26 protein-coding genes, 1 tRNA gene and 1 riboswitch are annotated in these 18,319 nt (G+C 41.0%); of the genes, 18 read left to right on the forward strand and 9 right to left on the reverse strand.

What is annotated here, in order from left to right; genetic code table 11:
• The first annotated feature begins 62 nt into the window (after nucleotides 1-62).
• Together CVV77_RS00490 and CVV77_RS00495 are read left to right on the forward strand one after the other, a co-directional pair.
• Nucleotides 63-1,118: a YqgU-like beta propeller domain-containing protein gene (locus CVV77_RS00490; RefSeq protein ID WP_100274392.1), complete on the forward strand. Its 1,056-nt coding sequence runs from the start codon at nucleotides 63-65 to the stop codon at nucleotides 1,116-1,118.
• A gap of 2 nt (nucleotides 1,119-1,120) precedes the next feature.
• Nucleotides 1,121-1,429, forward strand: a complete 309-nt coding sequence (locus CVV77_RS00495) for an MTH1187 family thiamine-binding protein (protein WP_003236982.1) — start codon at nucleotides 1,121-1,123, stop codon at nucleotides 1,427-1,429.
• A 37-nt stretch (nucleotides 1,430-1,466) separates the two neighbouring features.
• On the opposite strand, the gene CVV77_RS00500 is transcribed toward CVV77_RS00495, so the two are convergent.
• On the reverse strand, nucleotides 1,467-1,640 hold the full coding sequence (locus CVV77_RS00500; RefSeq protein WP_003236980.1) for a DUF2759 domain-containing protein: 174 nt from the start codon (nucleotides 1,638-1,640) through the stop codon (nucleotides 1,467-1,469).
• Nucleotides 1,641-1,796: 156 nt separating this feature from the next.
• On the opposite strand from CVV77_RS00500, the gene CVV77_RS00505 reads away from it, so the two are divergent.
• Nucleotides 1,797-2,432 carry an MBL fold metallo-hydrolase gene (locus tag CVV77_RS00505; protein WP_100274393.1) on the forward strand — a complete coding sequence of 212 codons (636 nt, stop codon included), beginning with the start codon at nucleotides 1,797-1,799 and terminating at the stop codon, nucleotides 2,430-2,432.
• Nucleotides 2,433-2,471: 39 nt separating this feature from the next.
• Here the strand turns inward: CVV77_RS00505 and CVV77_RS00510 are convergent, their stop codons facing one another.
• Entirely contained in the window at nucleotides 2,472-2,717 is a 246-nt protein-coding gene (locus CVV77_RS00510; protein ID WP_003236976.1) for a DUF2626 domain-containing protein, read from the reverse strand.
• A 232-nt stretch (nucleotides 2,718-2,949) separates the two neighbouring features.
• Here CVV77_RS00510 and mgsR point away from each other — a divergent pair, with 232 nt between their 5' ends.
• A complete protein-coding gene (mgsR, locus tag CVV77_RS00515; RefSeq protein ID WP_019258896.1) occupies nucleotides 2,950-3,327 on the forward strand; it encodes a transcriptional regulator MgsR in 378 nt (125 codons plus the stop codon).
• A 65-nt stretch (nucleotides 3,328-3,392) separates the two neighbouring features.
• Here mgsR and CVV77_RS00520 read toward each other — a convergent pair.
• Nucleotides 3,393-3,463, reverse strand: a tRNA-Gln gene (locus tag CVV77_RS00520).
• 88 nt (nucleotides 3,464-3,551) lie between these two features.
• On the opposite strand from CVV77_RS00520, the gene CVV77_RS00525 reads away from it, so the two are divergent.
• Nucleotides 3,552-4,391 carry an STAS domain-containing protein gene (locus tag CVV77_RS00525; RefSeq protein ID WP_003236972.1) on the forward strand — a complete coding sequence of 280 codons (840 nt, stop codon included), beginning with the start codon at nucleotides 3,552-3,554 and terminating at the stop codon, nucleotides 4,389-4,391.
• Between the two features lie 56 nt (nucleotides 4,392-4,447).
• Here the strand turns inward: CVV77_RS00525 and CVV77_RS00530 are convergent, their stop codons facing one another.
• The gene (locus CVV77_RS00530) at nucleotides 4,448-5,776 is read right to left on the reverse strand and encodes a hemolysin family protein (protein WP_100274394.1); all 1,329 of its coding nucleotides are present in this window, start codon (nucleotides 5,774-5,776) and stop codon (nucleotides 4,448-4,450) included.
• 143 nt (nucleotides 5,777-5,919) lie between these two features.
• Between CVV77_RS00530 and corA the strand changes: the two genes are divergently transcribed.
• From corA to CVV77_RS00585, 10 genes are all read left to right on the forward strand, one after another.
• Nucleotides 5,920-6,864, forward strand: a complete 945-nt coding sequence (gene corA, locus CVV77_RS00535; protein ID WP_003236968.1) for a magnesium transporter CorA — start codon at nucleotides 5,920-5,922, stop codon at nucleotides 6,862-6,864.
• Nucleotides 6,865-6,926: 62 nt separating this feature from the next.
• The gene (locus CVV77_RS00540) at nucleotides 6,927-7,337 is read left to right on the forward strand and encodes a CBS domain-containing protein (protein ID WP_003236965.1); all 411 of its coding nucleotides are present in this window, start codon (nucleotides 6,927-6,929) and stop codon (nucleotides 7,335-7,337) included.
• 244 nt (nucleotides 7,338-7,581) lie between these two features.
• A complete protein-coding gene (gene comGA, locus CVV77_RS00550; RefSeq protein WP_003236962.1) occupies nucleotides 7,582-8,652 on the forward strand; it encodes a competence protein ComGA in 1,071 nt (356 codons plus the stop codon).
• Nucleotides 8,639-9,676, forward strand: coding sequence for a competence type IV pilus assembly protein ComGB (gene comGB / locus CVV77_RS00555; protein ID WP_100274395.1), 1,038 nt, complete (start codon nucleotides 8,639-8,641; stop codon nucleotides 9,674-9,676). The genes comGA and comGB overlap by 14 nt, the downstream gene beginning before the upstream one ends.
• Before the next feature lie 13 nt (nucleotides 9,677-9,689).
• The gene (gene comGC, locus CVV77_RS00560) at nucleotides 9,690-9,986 is read left to right on the forward strand and encodes a comG operon protein ComGC (protein ID WP_019258890.1); all 297 of its coding nucleotides are present in this window, start codon (nucleotides 9,690-9,692) and stop codon (nucleotides 9,984-9,986) included.
• A complete protein-coding gene (gene comGD / locus CVV77_RS00565; RefSeq protein WP_100274396.1) occupies nucleotides 9,976-10,407 on the forward strand; it encodes a competence type IV pilus minor pilin ComGD in 432 nt (143 codons plus the stop codon). The genes comGC and comGD overlap by 11 nt, the downstream gene beginning before the upstream one ends.
• On the forward strand, nucleotides 10,391-10,738 hold the full coding sequence (gene comGE, locus CVV77_RS00570) for a competence type IV pilus minor pilin ComGE (protein ID WP_100274397.1): 348 nt from the start codon (nucleotides 10,391-10,393) through the stop codon (nucleotides 10,736-10,738). The genes comGD and comGE overlap by 17 nt, the downstream gene beginning before the upstream one ends.
• A gap of 25 nt (nucleotides 10,739-10,763) precedes the next feature.
• A complete protein-coding gene (gene comGF, locus CVV77_RS00575) occupies nucleotides 10,764-11,147 on the forward strand; it encodes a competence type IV pilus minor pilin ComGF (protein WP_100274398.1) in 384 nt (127 codons plus the stop codon).
• Nucleotides 11,148-11,522, forward strand: coding sequence for a competence type IV pilus minor pilin ComGG (comGG, locus tag CVV77_RS00580; RefSeq protein WP_060399015.1), 375 nt, complete (start codon nucleotides 11,148-11,150; stop codon nucleotides 11,520-11,522). It abuts the gene before it with no gap.
• A 70-nt stretch (nucleotides 11,523-11,592) separates the two neighbouring features.
• Nucleotides 11,593-11,772, forward strand: a complete 180-nt coding sequence (locus CVV77_RS00585; protein WP_003236949.1) for a YqzE family protein — start codon at nucleotides 11,593-11,595, stop codon at nucleotides 11,770-11,772.
• Between the two features lie 41 nt (nucleotides 11,773-11,813).
• Here CVV77_RS00585 and CVV77_RS00590 read toward each other — a convergent pair whose 3' ends face one another.
• Complete coding sequence (locus CVV77_RS00590; RefSeq protein ID WP_100274399.1) at nucleotides 11,814-12,140, reverse strand: YqzG/YhdC family protein; 327 nt, start codon at nucleotides 12,138-12,140, stop codon at nucleotides 11,814-11,816.
• Between the two features lie 272 nt (nucleotides 12,141-12,412).
• Between CVV77_RS00590 and tapA the strand changes: the two genes are divergently transcribed.
• From tapA to tasA, 3 genes are all read left to right on the forward strand, one after another.
• Nucleotides 12,413-13,174: an amyloid fiber anchoring/assembly protein TapA gene (gene tapA, locus CVV77_RS00595; protein ID WP_100274400.1), complete on the forward strand. Its 762-nt coding sequence runs from the start codon at nucleotides 12,413-12,415 to the stop codon at nucleotides 13,172-13,174.
• Nucleotides 13,158-13,730: a signal peptidase I SipW gene (gene sipW, locus CVV77_RS00600; protein ID WP_100274401.1), complete on the forward strand. Its 573-nt coding sequence runs from the start codon at nucleotides 13,158-13,160 to the stop codon at nucleotides 13,728-13,730. Before tapA ends, sipW begins: the two co-directional genes overlap by 17 nt.
• A 63-nt stretch (nucleotides 13,731-13,793) precedes the next feature.
• Nucleotides 13,794-14,579, forward strand: a complete 786-nt coding sequence (gene tasA, locus CVV77_RS00605; RefSeq protein ID WP_003236939.1) for a biofilm matrix protein TasA — start codon at nucleotides 13,794-13,796, stop codon at nucleotides 14,577-14,579.
• Between the two features lie 94 nt (nucleotides 14,580-14,673).
• On the opposite strand, the gene sinR is transcribed toward tasA, so the two are convergent.
• The 4 genes from sinR to CVV77_RS00625 form a co-directional block, all read right to left on the reverse strand.
• Nucleotides 14,674-15,009, reverse strand: coding sequence for a transcriptional regulator SinR (gene sinR / locus CVV77_RS00610; RefSeq protein ID WP_003226345.1), 336 nt, complete (start codon nucleotides 15,007-15,009; stop codon nucleotides 14,674-14,676).
• Nucleotides 15,010-15,042: 33 nt separating this feature from the next.
• A complete protein-coding gene (sinI, locus tag CVV77_RS00615; protein ID WP_003226347.1) occupies nucleotides 15,043-15,216 on the reverse strand; it encodes an anti-repressor SinI in 174 nt (57 codons plus the stop codon).
• A gap of 184 nt (nucleotides 15,217-15,400) precedes the next feature.
• Nucleotides 15,401-16,195 (reverse strand): YqhG family protein, encoded by a 795-nt coding sequence (locus tag CVV77_RS00620; protein ID WP_019258881.1) that lies wholly within the window; start codon nucleotides 16,193-16,195, stop codon nucleotides 15,401-15,403.
• Between the two features lie 20 nt (nucleotides 16,196-16,215).
• Nucleotides 16,216-17,889, reverse strand: coding sequence for a DEAD/DEAH box helicase (locus CVV77_RS00625; RefSeq protein ID WP_003236934.1), 1,674 nt, complete (start codon nucleotides 17,887-17,889; stop codon nucleotides 16,216-16,218).
• A 168-nt stretch (nucleotides 17,890-18,057) separates the two neighbouring features.
• Nucleotides 18,058-18,159: riboswitch (glycine riboswitch) on the forward strand.
• Nucleotides 18,160-18,319 lie beyond the last annotated feature (160 nt).

Here is an 18,319-nt window from a genome sequence, read left to right on the forward strand (position 1 = left end):
ACTTTTTCTTTTTTATGCCGCAGAAAATATGCGACAATAAAGATGATCGGAGGGGAAGGCTGATGAGATCAGTTTGTTTCATTCTGCTGTCAGCATTGCTGTTTAGTTTATCGGCATGCGAACCATCTCATCAGCAGCAAAAACAGGCATCGGCGGCAAAAGATGAGGAAAAAGACATCATTCCGCTTTCTGCGGAAAAAGCAGAGGGAGCGGAAGGCTGGCTTACTAACAGCACAATTTTATATACAGCGTCCGATCCTACGAAAACGGAGCTTTTTGCATACCGCATCTTTACAGGCAAAGCAAAAAAGCTCTATCGGACGGATGGCCAAATCGTTGATGTTCAAATCAACCCGAGGAAGCAGATGGTTTTGCTGCAAGTCACGCACAGCCAAAAGACAGCAGTGGTTTTGCTTAATGCAAAAGGAGAGACGCTTTACCAAAAAGAATACGAAACGTATGAGCTCGAGGCTGCTTGGAATCAGTATGATCCTTATCAAATGATGGTTACGGTATTCTCTGAAAAATGGGACTTTCATACATATCAGGTGGATGCCAAAAAAGACGAATCTTCCTTAAGTCCGGTACAGGTTCCGTTTATTCATTGGACCTCCAAAAACACATTTAATTATGTAAAAGAGGGAAGAGATGATAAGTCAGGGCCATTATATACGTTCGATACAGTCTCTAAAACGGAGCAGAAGCTCGAGGATGACGTTCTCTTCTTTGATTCTTTCCATCAAATGAGTTTTACTGTCAAATCAGCTGCCGGAGAAAAAGGGACGTATCAGTTTAAAACGCCGCAAACAAAATCGCCTGTTACAGCGGAATGGCCGCTCCAAACGAAATATACAAGTTTGGCCCCGATGGAGTATGACTATGATGAAGCAAAAGGCCTGTTTTATACGTTTAAAGAAAGCGGCGATGCATATAAGCTCGCAGCTGTCAATGTGGCATCGGGAAAGGCAAAAGATCTTTTCACTTTGCCGGAAATTGAGCCGATTCAAATATCTCCGAACGGGAAATATGCATTATACGGCTTTCATTTTGAGCAGATCATTTTATTGAAATCACATGAAATGAAGCAACTCATCATTGATCAAAAGGAGATGAAATAACAATGGCTATTGCAGATGTAACCATTATCCCAATCGGTACGGAAACTCCTAGTGTGAGTGCTTACGTGGCCGATGTGCAAAAGATTTTAGAAGGATATCAAGCTGAAGGAAAAATCAAATATCAGCTGACACCGATGAATACGCTGATCGAGGGAGAACTCAGTGACCTTTTCACAGTCATTCAGGCAATTCACGAAGCACCGTTTCAAAAAGGGCTGCACAGAGTGGCAACGAACATCCGTATCGATGACAGGCGTGACAAAAAAACAACGCTTGAAAGCAAAATAGAAAGTGTCAATAAACATTTATAGCAATAAAAATAAACCTGTATCCGATCGGATACAGGTTTTAATGTGCGGTTGGATAGCCGCTGTTTATTACTGTCATCACTGTAAACCAGCCAAAGACAAATAAGGTGGCGCCGGCTAATAAAAAGCCAAGTATATTTTTATTTTTAACAGAACGCAAGACTCCCCATAAAGCGAAAAGAGCGACAAGGCCGAAAATCACGACAAGTAACATTACGCAGCCCCCTTTACATTGAAAAACCTGCAATTCTTTCCATTTTTATTCTACCTGTTTTTTATATGTTTGTCGATAGCGTTTTCATTGCGATTGTTTGAATCTTTTTTCAAAAACCTTCATAATAGGAGCATAGAAAAGAAAGAGGTGATACAAGTGAAATGGAGACGGATGCCAGTAGGGCCGATTCAAGCGAACGCATATTTTCTCATCAATGGTGATCAATGCCTGGTTTTTGATCCGGGCGGCGAAGGAAATAAAATCAATCAATACATAAAAGAAAAAGGGCTGACGCCTTTAGCCATTTTGCTTACACATGCCCATTTTGACCATATAGGGGCGCTAGATGAAGTGAGGGAAAAATGGGATATCCCTGTTTACCTGCATCAGAATGAAAAGAATTGGCTTACGGATGCCTCTTTAAACGGCTCCGGCATGCTGCGGGGGATAGAAGTCACAGCTAAGCCTGCAGATCATCTGATTGAAGGAGACGGTGAACTGAATATCGGGCCGTTTCATTTGGAAACATTATTTACGCCGGGACATTCGCCAGGCAGTGTTTCGTACTACGTGAAGGATGCAGACTTGGTGATCTCCGGAGATGTCCTGTTTCAAGGCGGCATAGGGCGTACGGATTTAATAGGCGGCGATCAAGAAACGCTGCTGACGTCCATCCATGAAAAACTGCTTACGCTGCCGGAGCACACGCTGGTGTTAAGCGGCCACGGTCCTGAAACAGACGTACGGACTGAGCAGGATCAAAATCCGTTTTTAAATGGGTTTTCATTGTAAAAAAAGAGACAAACCGATAAGGTTTGTCTCTTTTTGCATTTAATGGCCTCCGCCGCCGGGCACCATAATGAAAATCGAGTAATATGTAAAGCCGGCGAAGAAAATCGTTAAATAAGCGCCAAAAATATAAATATACGTGCGTTCAGTCAAATTCAAATACGATAGAAAAACAAATAAGATCGTCTGTCCAAAAAATAAAAGGGAAGCATCTTTCATATCACCCAAATAAAACATGACTGCAAAAATTCCCGTCCAAAATCCTAACACCCGGAACATGCGATTCATTTTTATCCCCTCCCGAGAGTCCCTCTGACTGTTATTATAATAGATCACACCTATAAATGTAAACATTTTCATTATTGTTATACAAATGGAATTTGTTCCTTTGATTGCGTTTTCTATTATATGAATGGTTTTTAAAAATAATCCAAAAAAAAGTTCTGTAAATGGTTTAAAGAAAAAATGATCCGGGTAGTTATTCTACAAAGAGATGGTTAACTGAGGAGGAAAAAAACGAATGGAACAATTAATTTTTTACTCATATCCAAGCTGCACGTCATGCCGAAAAACAAAACATTGGCTCAAAGCGCATCAAATTGAATTTAACGAACGGCACTTATTTAGAGAGACCCCGACAGTAGAAGAATTAAAGTACATTTTATCGTTAACGACAGAAGGAATTGATGAAATTTTAGCGACAAGAAGCCAGACCTTCAAAAATTTAAATTTAAACATCGAAGAGATGACGGTAAATGAAGTGCTTGAACTTTTAGTCGAGAAGCCGAAGCTTTTGCGGCGTCCGATTCTTGTGGACAACAAAAAGCTGGTGATTGGTTATAATCCGGGAGAACTGTTGAAGTTATCGAAGAAGAAAACGGTTCATCAATCTGCATGATGAAAAACCGAAGATCCGCTGATTATATGAATCAGCTTATCTTCGGTTTTTCACCTGTTCAGAAACTGGGCTAGCTGGATTCGAACCAACGATCACGGAGTCAAAGTCCATTGCCTTACCGCTTGGCTATAGCCCATTGAATGTAAACATAGTATGTGTAAAGGCAGACGCGTTATACATATGAAGCATATATTTTTTGAAAAAATAGGAGGTAGCTCATTAAGATGATAGCTCTTGATCAGCATGTAACAGAGCACAAAGAAGATATTATCAAACAATGGCTGGAAACTTGCTCGTCAAAGGGAAGCTGGCTGTATTCCGTTAAAGATCAGCAAAAATTAGAACAAAAGTTAAAAGACCAGCATGAATCATTAGTGACCATCGTGGCGAAATCCCTTAGTAAAGCAGAAGATGTAAAGGATGAGCTCAATCAATGGTCTCTTCAATGCGCCAGAGACCGTGCCGTTCATGAAGTGAGTGTAACAGAAAGTGTCGGCCAGTTTAACGCTTTTAGACACATCATTTTTGAATGGCTTCAGAAATTCAGCGAAGCCTCTTCTCAAGAAATCAGTATTCAGGACATTTATGAGTGGAGCCAGATTTTGAATCAAACCATTGATGAGATCATCGAAGTGTTTACTGAAGAATATCACCAGGTCACCATGATCCAATTAAACGCGCAAAAGGAAATGATTAATGAATTGAGTGCGCCGATTATGCCGATTTCTGACGGGATAGGGATTCTACCGCTTGTTGGTGAAATTGATACGTACAGAGCAAGGACAATTTTGGAGTCGGTGCTGCAACAGTGCTCAGCGTTAAAGCTCTCGTATTTATTTTTAGATATTTCGGGCGTTCCCATCGTCGATACAATGGTGGCCTATCAAATTTTTAAAGTGATTGACAGCACCAAGCTGCTCGGAATTGAGACGATTATTTCAGGAATCAGGCCGGAAATTGCCCAAACTGTGGTGAAACTGGGTCTGGATTTTTCGAATGTAAAAACTGAGCAAAGTCTTGCTAAAGCCCTGGCCAATAAAGGATTTAAGATAGAAGAGTCATGATATACCGTTTAATAATCAGCCATTATTCTGGGAAAAGCTGAACAGCCACCATCGGGCTATTCAGCTTTTTTAACTTCAATAAATAAAATATGATGGCTGTCGATGTCCTTTACCTTAAAAGAGTAACCATCATATTCAATGACACTTTCAGGCTCGGCGTCTATGTTTTGTGTCAGAAACCAGCCGCCCAAGGTGTCCACTTCTGCGTCTGATAAATCTGTTCCAAGTAGGTTGTTCACATCGCTGATTAATAATTTTGCATTTAATAAGTAGTGATTCTTTCCGAGCTCGCGGATATGAGGCACTTCATCGGCATCAAATTCATCACGGATTTCTCCTACAATTTCTTCGATAATATCCTCGACAGTAACCAAACCGGACGTCCCGCCATATTCATCAATGAGGATCGCCATATGAGTGCGTTCCTTTTGCATCTTCAGCAGTAATTTATAAATAGGAATTGTTTCAATAACGTGGATAACAGGCTGAATGAAAGGTTCAATTTGCTGCTTTTTGAGTGAGAAATCTTTCGTCAGCATTGAAAACAGCACTTCTTTCATATTGATTACGCCAATGACATTATCTTTATCTTCTCTGACAACTGGGTACCGTGTATATTTTGTTTGCTTCACTGTGTCCTGCAGATTTGGAATGGAGTCTTCATCAAGTGACAAACTGACCATTTCATTTCGCGGCACCATGATTTCCTTCGCCATTCGTTTATCAAAGGTAAAGATATTATTCATGTATTTTAATTCGCTTTTTCTGATTTCACCGCTTTTATAGCTTTCTGCCAAAAGAACCCGCAGCTCTTCCTCCGTATACGCCAGCTCATGCTCTGACGCCGGCTTCAGCCCAAACAACCCTGTAATCAATCGGGCAGAGTGGTTCAGCAGCCAAATGAATGGAAACATGATTTTATAAAACCAGATAAGCGGTTTGGCAAGCAACAAGGTAATGCTTTCTGCTTTTTGAATGGCGAAACTCTTTGGCGCCAGCTCCCCGATGACGACATTTAAATACGTCACCGTTAAAAAGGCGATGACAAGTGAAAGAAGATGGGTAAGCGATTCATTTAAGCCTGCTTTATGAAAAAGCGGCCGAAGCAGGGTTTGCACGGTCGGTTCCCCAAGCCAGCCCAGTCCTAAAGCTGCAACTGTAATGCCCAGCTGACAGGCTGATAAATATTCATCAAGGTGAGTGATGACATGCTTTGCCGCTTTAGCACCTTTCTTTCCCTTTGCGACAAGCTGATCAATTCTGGATCGCCGCACTTTTACGATTGAAAATTCTACGGCGACAAAAAATCCTGTTAGCAAAATGAGAATAGCGACTGCTAGTAAATTGATAAATTCCAAAACAACTGCCTTCTCCAAGGAAGGCATGCACCTCCCTTTTCCGATGTCTTTCTACATTCCATACCACCGGAAAATGCTCATCAAACATGAGTTGAAGCGGCCAACTGGTTTAGCGATGCCTTTCTTGGGCAATTAAAGAATAAAAGAACAAAAGTTTGGAGGAGCTTGACATGAAGGCACATACGGGAAAGGATTGGTTTTGGTACCAAATGGGGCCTCAGGAAAGAAATAAGGCAAGAGATCTGATCCATTTTTCTCACTGGCCTCAATGTGAAAAGTGGTTTGAAAATAATCATCATATTAATTTTTTGCGCGTAGACACGACTGAAACAGAAAATGAAGCGGTATTTGGCTCGATAGTATATGATCAAGGGCTGGGTGAGGAAAAAGACCATACCGTTTTTCACTTTTATATTACCAGGCAATATTTCTTTACAATTAACTTTGATTTTTCGATTTTGAAAGGGATTAAGGGAAAACAAGTTGTCCAACAAATGGAAAGGGCGGACAATGCTATAGAGGGATTTTTGATTCTTCTCGGCGAATTAATGAATGCGTATTTAATCGGTGTTGATGAATTTGAAGTAAAGCTGAGAAAGCTCAGATGGCAAATCAAAGACGACAATAGCAAAAGCATTTTAAACCGCGTCCATCTCCTGCGCCATGAGCTGATGATCTGGAAAAACTTAATCCTAAGCGCCAAAAAAATTGAAATGGCGTTGAATGAAACCTTTTTGCCGCAAAATGAAGGAAAAAAGGATTATCAGCGGACACACCTCAAAATTGACAGGGGGTTTACATACATCAGCGAATTTGAAGGGGAGCTTAACAATCTGCTGCATTCAGAGGAAGTCATTACTTCTCACAGGGGAAATGAAATTGTAAAAGCACTGACCATTTTTACGACGCTTTTTACGCCGATTACAGCACTGGGCGCCCTCTGGGGGATGAACTTTTCAGTGATGCCTGAGCTGAATTGGAAATACGGATATCTCTTTTCCCTCTTATTGATTATCACCTCTACGGTCCTGATCTACCTGTATCTGAAGAAAAAGGGCTGGACGGGAGATATGCTGCAGGAACGTAAGAAGAAAAAGAAAAGGCGAACACTGTAGGATGTTTCATTTTCTGTGCAGCGGATAAAGGATAAATAGAACACGGTAAAGGAGGAATGGAAATGAAAATAAGAGACATCATGACGAAGAATGTAGAATGCAGTGAACTAACCGCTTCAATGACTGAACTAGCGAAGAAGATGAGAGACTCCAATGTCGGTTCTATTCCAATCTGTGAAAATGGCACACTTCAGGGGATTGTTTCTGATCGAGATATTGTGACGAGATGCTTAGCTGAAAATCAGATGGATGCAAAAGCAAGTGATATCATGAGCGCTGACATCGTATCCGGCCATCCTGAAATGTCTGCTGAAGAAGCGGGTCAGCTTATGTCCGAGCACCAAATCCGCCGTTTACCGATTCTTGAAAACGAACGAATTGCCGGTATTGTTGCGTTAGGCGATCTTTCCGTTGAGAAAGATACAGATCAAAAAGCCGGAGAAGCATTAAGTGAAATTTCTAAATCAGCATAATGAAAGATGGAGTGAAGCAGGCATGATGATCATCATGCCTGTTTTTTATTGAGAAAATAGTGAAATCAAGCAGGTACATTCAGCTGAAACCATTTTTTCTGCCAGCAGGAATTGATTTTTTAGTATATAAAACCTTCAGGAATTGATTTTTTAGTATATAAAACCTTCAGGAAATCACTTTTTTCCCGTTTGATTACCGGTTCTTATTTTACTACAATACGCATTGAAAGGAGAGGGAATCAAATTGGATTCAATAGAAAAGATAAGCAGAACCTTGATTGAAGAGGCATATATAACAAAGGCTTCTGATATTCACATTGTGCCGAGGGAGCGTGATGCCATCATTCATTTTCGGGTTGATCATGCATTGTTGAAAAAAAGGAACATGAAAAAAGAAGAGTGTGTAAGACTGATTTCACATTTTAAATTTCTCTCAGCGATGGACATAGGGGAAAGACGAAAGCCGCAAAATGGTTCGCTTACGTTAAAGCTTGAAGAGGGACATGTTCATTTAAGAATGTCAACGCTCCCCACAATTAATGAAGAAAGCCTCGTGATCAGAGTGATGCCTCAATATAATATCCCTTCGATTGATAAACTGTCATTATTTCCGAAGACAGGAGCCACCTTGCTGTCATTTTTAAAGCATTCCCACGGCATGCTCATTTTTACCGGGCCGACTGGTTCAGGGAAGACTACTACACTATATTCTCTTGTTCAATATGCAAAAAAACACTTTAATCGAAATATTGTCACACTGGAGGACCCTGTTGAAACAAGGGACGAGGATGTTCTTCAGGTACAGGTGAATGAAAAAGCGGGTGTGACATATTCTACAGGGCTGAAGGCTATTTTGCGCCATGACCCGGATATGATTATTTTAGGTGAGATCAGAGACGCGGAAACAGCCAAAATTGCGGTGCGGGCAGCGATGACGGGGCATTTGGTGCTGACGAGCCTTCACACGAGAGATGCGAAGGGCGCGATTTACAGGCTGCTTGAATTCGGCATCAATATGAATGAAATCCAACAGACCGTCATTGCAATAGCGGCTCAGCGCTTGGTTGATTTGGCTTGCCCGTTTTGTGAAAACGGATGTTCATCGGTGTATTGCCGCCAGTCACGAAGCACCAGGAGAGCAAGCGTTTATGAGCTTCTTTACGGGAAAAATCTTCAGCAATGTATCCAGGAGGCAAAAGGAAATCATGCAAATTACCAGTATCAAACGCTTCGTCAAATTATCAGAAAAGGAATTGCGCTTGGCTACTTGACGACAAACAATTATGACCGGTGGGTTTATCATGAAACAGATTAGGAAAACTTGGCCGTTAAAGGATCAAGCCCAGTTATTGAAGCGGCTCGGAGAAATGACGGCGGGCGGGTATACGCTTCTGGATGGATTACGCCTGATGGAACTCCAGATGACTAAGAGGCAGGCGGCTGACTTGACTGACACGGTCATTCGTTTGAGGGAAGGGGCGCCGTTTTATCATGTATTAAAGAGTTTGTCATTTCATAAGGAAGCCGTAGGTATTTGTTATTTTGCTGAAACACATGGTGAACTGCCTGCTTCCATGATCCAGAGCGGAGAGCTGCTGGAACGAAAAATCGCACAGGCAGACCAGCTGAAAAGGGTGCTGCGATATCCGCTTTTCCTCATCTTCACAGTCGCTGTCATGTTTTATATGTTACAGGCCATCATCATTCCTCAGTTTTCCGGTATCTATCAATCGATGAATATGGAAACCTCACGTTCAACAGACATGCTTTTTGCTTTTTTTCAGCATATTGATCTTGTGATCATTCTAGTGGCTCTTTTTGTAGCAGGTATCGGCCTTTATTATTGGCTTGTGTTTAAGAAAAAATCACCTGCTAGGCAAATGCTTATTTGTGTCAGGATTCCTTTGGTTGGAAACCTTGTCAGGCTGTTTAACAGCTACTTTTTTTCTTTGCAGCTAAGCAGCCTTTTAAAATCAGGCCTCTCAATTTATGACAGCCTTAACGCATTTAAACACCAAACGTTTCTCCCTTTCTACCGCTGCGAGGCTGAACAAGTGATTGAACGGTTAAAAGCTGGTGAATCAATTGAAGCCGCTATTTGTGAAAGCCCTTTTTATGAAACTGATTTTTCAAAAGTCATATCTCACGGCCAGCTAAGCGGCCGCCTGGATCGGGAGCTTTTCACATACAGCCAGTTCATACTGCAGCGCATGGAACACAAGGCGCAAAAATGGACAGGCATCCTTCAGCCTATGATTTATGGATTTGTTGCAGCGATGATCTTAATCGTGTATTTATCTATGCTCTTGCCTATGTATCAGATGATGAATCAAATGTGAAAGGAAGAGGCTGATGAATGAGAAAGGTTTCACACTTGTTGAAATGTTAATTGTGCTCTTTATTATCTCAATCTTGCTTTTAATTACAATACCGAACGTCACGAAACATAATCAAACCATTCAGAAAAAGGGCTGTGAAGGCCTGCAAAACATGATTAAGGCACAAATGACTGCATTTGAGCTCGACCATGAAGGACAGACACCGAGCCTTGCCGATTTACAGTCAGAGGGCTATGTGAAAAAGGATGCAGTTTGCCCAAATGGGAAGCACATTATTATCAGTGGCGGAGAAGTTAAGGTTGAACATTAAATTAAACGAGGAGGAGGGATTTACCCTTTTAGAAAGCTTACTTGTGTTAAGTCTCGCCTCTATCCTCTTGATTGCCGTGTTTACCACACTTCCTCCTGCTTATGACAATACAGCTGTCCGTCAGGCGGCTTGGCAGCTGAAAAACGATATTATGCTTGCACAGCAGACTGCTATTTCCAGTCATCAAAGAACAAAAATTCTCTTTCAGAAAAAAGAATATCAATTAGTCATGGGTGATATTGTGATTGAACGTCCGTATACAACGGGACTTTCTATAGAACCGCTGACATTAAAAGACCGTTTGGAATTTAATGAGAAAGGGCACCCGAATACAGGCGGAAAAATACGAGTAAAAGGACATGCCGCCTATGACATCACAGTTTATTTAGGAAGCGGGAGAGTCAATGTGGAGAGAAAATAAAGGTTTTTCTACAATAGAAACAATGTCTGCGCTAAGCCTGTGGCTGTTTCTGATGCTGACAGTCGTTCCCTTGTGGGACAAGCTGATAGCTGATGAAAATATGGCGGAATCACGAGAAATCGGCTACCAGTTAATGAATGAAAGTATTAGCAAATATATGATGACTGGTGAAGGATCTGCGTCAAAAACGGTTACAAAGAACAATAATATCTATACGCTGAAGTGGGAGGAGGAGGGAGAATATCAAAACGTATGCATCTCAGCAGCAGCATATAAAGAAAAACCATTTTGCCTCAGCATTCTGCGGACAGACTGGCTATACGCTTCTTAACGTATTATTTTCGCTCTCCGTCTTTTTGCTCATATCAGGATCGTTAGCTATGATCTTCCATCTGTTTTTGTCACGACAGCAGGAGTATGACGGTTTCACACAGCAAGAATGGATGATTTCAATGGAGCAGATGATGAACGAGTGCAAGAAGTCTCAAACAGTCAAGACAGCCGAGCATGGGAAAGTATTGATCTGCAACAATCTTTCCGGGCAAGACATCCGTTTTGAAACCTATCATTCAATGATCAGAAAAAGGGTGGATGGCAAAGGGCATGTGCCGATTCTCGATCATATTACTGCCATGAAAGCTGATATTGAAAATGGGATTGTGTTGTTAAATATTAAGAGCAAGGATGAAAAAGTGTATCAAACTGCTTTTCCGGTTTATACGGCTTTAGGAGGAGGATGAATGTACCGTTCGAAAGGGTTTATTTATCCCGCTGTTCTATTTGTCTCCGCGCTTGTGCTGCTGATCGTAAACTTTACTGCTGCTCAATATATTTCACGCTGCATGTTTGAAAAGGAAACAAAAGCGTTTTACACAGGAGAAAATTTGCTTCAGAATGGCGCACTTCTTTCAATTCGGCATGTTCTTGAGCAGCGGAAAGGCCAAAAGGGTTCACAGCAGTTTACATATGGGCAGGTTTCTTATCACATTCACAATACATCGATAAAAGAGCAAAAACAAATCAGCTTAAAAGCCATTACGGAGTCGGGAGCAGAAAGAACTGCACAGCTAGTGTTCGATCAAAAACAGAAAAAACTGCTGCGCTGGACAGAATAAAGCAGAGAAAAGGGTATAAAAAAAGTCATGTGAGCCAACACTCATAATAATTGAATGATGAGGTGATCACGTGAAAACGAATGATTATGTCAAATATATGACTCAGCAATTTGTCAAATATATAGATACTCCGAAAGATGAGCGAAAAGAACGAAAAGAGGTCCGGAAAGAAACTAAAACACCCGCTTCACAGCATTGGTTCGGTATTTTACCCTATGGTTTCAGGCTATGGCTTAAACGGAAAAAATAATCACATATACAAAGAATAAGGTCCTTCAAATAAAGAGGACCTTATTGATATTCTTCTAATATGGCAATTTTATTGACCTTTTGGCTGTAGGGATCGAATGAAATCGTTACAAATACGCCGAATTCCTTTGATCCTTCCCTCAGGGTTAGGTGGTATTGCTTTACTGCTTCATCTTTTCTTTTTCGGTCCCATACTTTTTGTTTGAACAGTACCTGTGCGAGCGGGTACCTTTTTTTTGCTTCTTTTACAGCAAGCTCTTCCCATTTGGACATGTGGCGGGCGGTCACAAGCGGTGGTTCTTCTGCGTGAGCGGCAACAGTGCCGAAAAAGAGAAGAGAAAGACAAATCACACATTGTTTGATCATCATGCTGTCACCCTTTCTTTGTTTATTATTACCAAATCATGATTGGGTATGCATTTAATTTCTCACATAATAATCCCAAAAATTTCAAAAAAATTCAAAAAGATGAGCAATACTGAGTAAGACTTTGTAATATGATGAAAACATTCTTTTAAACGAACAAAACGGTCGATTTTGATGTTTTTCAATCCATTAAACGTTGATTATACTCTATTTGTGCAGTTCTTTAAAAAGAACGATTGTCATATCAAGTTACAGTGTTTTACAGGAGGTAAGATATGTTTCGATTGTTCCGCAATCAGCAAAAGGCGAAGACGAACCTGAAAGTTCTGCTTATTTTTCAGCTTTCAGTCATTTTCAGTCTGACTGCCGCGATATGCTTACAATTTTCCGATGATACAAGCGCTGCTTTTCATGATATTGAAACATTGGATGTTTCGCTTCAAACGTGTACAGATTTTCAGCATACAGATAAAAACTGCCATTATGATAAACGCTGGGATCAAAGTGATTTGCACTTATCAGATCAAACGGATACGAAAGGCACTGTATGCTCACCTGTCGCTTTATTTGCTGAGCTCGAAAATACAGGCGAGAAACTTAAAAAATCAAAGTGGAAGTGGGAGCTTCATAAGCTGAAAAATGCCCGCAAACCATTAAAGGATGGGAATGTGATCGAAAAAGGATTTGTTTCCAATCAAATCGGCGATTCACTTTATAAAATTGAGACGAAGAAAAAAATGAAACCCGGCATTTATGCATTTAAAGTATACAAACCTGCTGGCTATCCGGCAGAAGGCAGTACATTTGAGTGGTCGGAGCCTATGACGCTTGCAAAGTGCGATGAAAAACCGACAGTTCCGAAAAAAGAAACGAAGCCAGCCTTCAAAAAGGAGAAGGAAAACTCACAAAAGGATATACAAGAAAAATCAAATAACGAAGATGCAACTCAAGAAGCTGTAACAAAAGAAAAAGAAACTCAATCAGTTCAGAAGGAAAGCGGGGAAGAGGATGAAAAAAGCAATGAGGCTGATCAGTAATATTCTCTACGTGATCATCTTTACTCTCATTATTGTGCTGACGCTTGTCGTGATATCAACACGTTCATCCGGGGGAGAGCCGGCAGTGTTTGGATACACGCTGAAATCAGTTCTGTCAGGTTCAATGGAGCCGGAGTTCAACACAGGTTCCTTAATATTGGTCAAAGAAGTTACTGATGTGAAAGAGCTCCAAAAGGGTGACGTCATTACATTTATGCAGGATGCAAATACGGCGGTGACTCACAGAATTATTGACATGACGAAGCAAGGAGACCATTTGTTATTTAAAACAAAAGGGGACAATAACGCCGCACCTGATTCAGCGCTTGTATCGGATGAAAATGTCCGCGCGCAATATACAGGTTTTCAGCTTCCGTATGCCGGCTACATACTTCATTTTGCCAGTCAGCCGATCGGAACTGCTGTTTTACTGATTGTTCCCGGCGTGATGCTGCTGGTGTACGCTTTTGTGACGATCACAAGCGCCATTAGAGAAATAGAAAGAAAGACAAAAGCTTTGGAAACAGATTCAAAGGACAATACTATGTCCACTTAACATCAGTTGTAAACCTGGCAACAGGTTTCGATATAATATCATTCAATAAAAGGGGAGTTTGCCATGGGTATGAAAAAGAAATTGAGTTTAGGAGTCGCTTCTGCGGCACTAGGATTAGCTTTAGTTGGAGGAGGAACATGGGCAGCATTTAACGACATTAAATCAACGGATGCTACTTTTGCATCAGGTACGCTTGATTTATCAGCTAAAGAAAATTCAGCAAGTGTCAACCTGTCAAATCTAAAGCCGGGAGACAAATTGACGAAAGATTTCCATTTTGAAAATAACGGCTCACTTGCAATCAAAGAGGTATTAATGGCGCTGAATTACGGAGAATTTAAAGCAAACGGCGGCAGCAATACATCTCCAGAAGATTTTCTCAGCCAGTTTGAAGTGACGTTATTGACAGTCGGAAAAGAGGGCGGCAATGGTTACCCGAAAAACATTATTTTAGATGATGCCAACCTCAAAGACTTGTATTTGATGTCCTCAAAGAATGATGCAGCGGCTGCTGAAAAAATCAAAAAACAAATTGACCCTAAATTCTTAAACGCAAGCGGCAAAGTCAATGTAGCAACAATTGACGGTAAAACCGCTCCTGAATATGATGGTGTTCCAAAAACACCGACTGATTTCGACCAAGTTCAAATGGAAATCCAATTTAAAGACGATAAAACAAAAGATGAAAACGGGCTAATGGTTCAAAATAAATACCAAGGCAACTCCATTCAGCTTCAGTTCTCGTTTGAAGCAACACAATGGAATGGTTTGACAATTAAAAAGGAACACACTGATAAAGACGGTTACGTGAAAGAAAATGAAAAAGCGCACAGTGAGGATAAAAATTAATAGCAGCAATAAAAAAGAGATGGCCCGGTATATGATATACCGGGCCATCTCTACGTTTATTAACAAAAGAGGAGTAAGTGCCTCTGCTCAGGCACTACTCCTCTTTTTGGGATTTTCTCCATTTTTGATAATCTAAAAATTCACGAAATTGTTTTTTCGATACCCCGGATGTCATTGCATCGCGAACCAATTTCTCCCATTCACTATCTAATTGACCATCGTATTCGGTTTCATGTTTCTCATCGAGCAAAGTATGAACCGAGACGTCCAGAACAGCGGAGACTTTTTCGAGAAATTGAATGGAGGGGTTCGTTTGTAGATTTCGTTCTATTGAGCTTAAATAAGACTTCGCTACCCCAGCTTTTTCAGCTAGTTCTGATAGTGAGTAGCCTTTTTCTTTACGGTATTGTTTAATACGCTGGCCAATCAATGTCATCACCTTCCTTGTGATATTATAGCACATTCAGAAAGGATTTACGGTATGACTTCTGGCTGCCGGACCAGGATGAGCAGACTTTTTGTTTAAAAGTAAATATTTTCGTATTTCTTCCGGGCTGATATTTGCCTCTTTGGCTTTCATCATTAATTCAACCCATTCTTGATCTAATTCGAAGTGCTCTTGTTTTGCATTTTTCATGCAGTTTCTCCTCCTAAAATACTTGTTTATGTATTTCAGCCAGTCCGGCCATGACTCATTGTATGCCTTCATTGGTCTCTGGAAGTCATTTGTCATTGAAATTGCCAGAATTTTTTTCCAATATATCTTTATTATAGTCGCATTTTTTCAAAAAAAACGAGAACGATGTCGAATGGTAAAAAAGTTAGCTTGAAATATTATTTTGTAGATAAAATAATCCGCCATTTTCAATTTCAACTGATATCTTTGGTTGATACAAGGCTTTCAGGGCCTTTTTTTCTAGATAATACTCTTCTGGTTTTTCTTCTGTATGCTCATAAAATTTGTCAAGCAATTCCATATCTTTTTTCCACCTGTTTACAGCCTGTTCTGCCCAGTCTGACGGCTCCTGCATGGCGGATTTAGCAATATAGTTTTCCATGCGCTTGAGGCCGCTTTCTGGTTTGATCATAGGCGATATGGTGAAGCAATAGTCACATATTTGAGACGTCAGCGAAAGCTGTGTCAGCTTGCTTTGAAAATCTTCAATCATGGTTCCAGAGACTAGGTGAAGACCTAGTGACAATAGCTTGTCCTTTTTCATGTCGGACTGGTATGAAATCGTGATATTTATACCAAGCCAAGGCTGGAGTGGGACTTTAGCTCCGGCTGATTCAATTTTCTCATACATTCTGGTAAATCTCCCATTTTGTTTAACAGCTTTAAATATTTGAAAAAGGCGGGGCGCTCCAAAATAAATAAATTCGCCGTCTAGGTCTTTTGGAGCAGTCTCCTTATCTGTAATAAAAGTGATTTTCATCGGATTCGGATCACCGCCTGTCTTCTCGCGCCAGTGCCAGTAGAAAGGGCGGTTCATGATCTGTTTGTCCATTTCAACTGTAAGCTGCACAGTCATATAGCCGGAACCTTGATCGACGATTTGGCAGCTGTTTGCCTGGAAAAAACGAAGCAGAAAATCGTGAACCTCTTGCTGTCTCACTTGTAAAACCTCCTTACAGGCTAAGATCCTCTTTTTTCAGCAGGCTGCTGTTTTTTATAAGACAAAAATGAGGTTAAATTATCCATTTTTATTTTCATTTCTTCTTCTGTAGCTGAATGGTACAAAATGTCATGCAGGTGCTCTTCAAAATTGTTCACTTGAATTTTCGTTAAAATGTCATCAAGTTCGCCGACCACTTTTTCAAACAAATGAATTTTTTCATATAGCAGCTTTAAAATATGCTCTTCTACAGTATGTTTCGTCGCCATGTTGTATATGTGCACGTCACGCTCCTGCCCGAGCCTGTGAATTCTTCCGATTCTTTGCTCGAGACGCATCGGATTCCATGGCAGGTCATAGTTGATCATGTGATTGCAAAATTGCAGGTTAATCCCTTCACCGCCTGCTTCAGTTGCAATCAGGACTTGGACCTTTCCGCGGAAAAGATCCTTCATCCAGTCTTTTTTCCCGCGTTTAAATCCGCCTCTGAACGGCACAGAACTGATGCCGTTTTGCTGAAGAAACCATTGCAGGTAAATCTGGGTTGCCCGGTATTCTGTAAAAATGATGACCTTATCGTCTATCTTTTTGATCAGATCAACGACTTGAAGCGCTTTGGAGTTTTGTGTCACTTGGTTGATGCGATCTATTAAAACTGAAATGGTGTGCTCATCAATGGCCGGTGCTTGTTTCTCTTTTTGATCTAGCATCTTTTTCAGCGTCATATACACCGCTTCTCTGCTCGAACAGCACTCTCTTTGCAAAGTCATAATCGAGAACATGCTGGCCGGCTTGTTGATGCCTTCCTTCAGGCGGGAAATTTCATCATAAAGCGCCTGCTCAGATGGAGAAAATTCAATCGGCACTGTTTCAACATAGCGCTGTTTCCAATTCAGCCCTGTGTCATGCCGCCTGTTACGGATCATGACTTTATTCACAAGATCTTTTAAATGCTCGTGCGCTTCTAAACTGGATTTCTTCTTAGCGAACTCTTCCTGAAAGTGATTTTGACTGCCTAAATGGCCAGGCTTTAATAAGGACACCAAATTGAAAATTTCTTCGATACGGTTTTGAATTGGCGTCGCGGTAAGAAGCAGGCAATATTTTTTTACGAGATTCCGGACAAATTCATAGTTCTTCGTTTTGCTATTTTTTAGTTTATGTGCCTCATCAATAATGACGAGATCATATGGGATTGACAGCACAATTTCACGATGAGGCGAGCGCTTCGCGGTGTCGATTGATGAGACGACAATATCGTATTGCTCCCACACATAGCTTTTCTTTTGTTCAACAGCCGGGATCAAAAATTTTTCCTGTAGCTCTTTGACCCACTGTGACACAAGGGAAGCGGGCACAAGGATTAAAATTTTTTTGGCTAAACCGCGAATCATATATTCTTTTAGAATCAGCCCGGCTTCAACCGTTTTCCCGAGACCCACCTCATCTGCTAAAATCGCTTTCCCGTTCATTTTTTCAACCACTTTTTGCGCTACCTCAAGCTGGTGAGGGAGCGGCGTAAAGGAAGGCAGATATAAAGGGGCCCGTAAGCCTTCAAATTCAGGAATTGCTAATGTTTTCTGGATTTCTGCAGATAGCTTGTACAGTTCCCAGTTCGCCCATGGGCCATCATTTTTCAGCCTTTCAGCGAATTCTTCCGGCCATTTTGCATCGTAGATCATTTCTGCGTTCATTGCTTTGAAACCGCCCTTCTTATTCTTCGATTCTTAAAATGAACAATATAAGAAAAATCTGCCCAAATTGCTGTTGCCCAGCATATAGTGATGGTGGTAGGATATGAGTATGTATTTGATGTAAGATATTGCTATAGTATGTCCATAACAGCATGAAAATATGAGCGAATGACAGCAAGGGGAGAGACCTGACCGAGAACCTCGGGATACAGGCGCCGAAGGAGCAAACTGCGGAGTGAATCTCTCAGGCAAAAGAACTCTTGCTCGACGCAACTCTGGAGAGTGTTTGCGCGGATGTGCAAGCCACCAAAGGGGACGTCTTTGCGTATGCAAAGTAAACTTTCAGGTGCCAGGACAGAGAACCTTCATTTTACATGAGGTGTTTCTCTGTCCTTTTTTGTATAATTTTTTAGCTGCGCCGTTGAAAAAG

The sequence above is a fragment of the Bacillus sp. SN1 genome (genome assembly GCF_002796895.1).
In the GTDB taxonomy this organism is placed as follows: Bacteria; Bacillota; Bacilli; order Bacillales; family Bacillaceae; genus Bacillus; species Bacillus inaquosorum.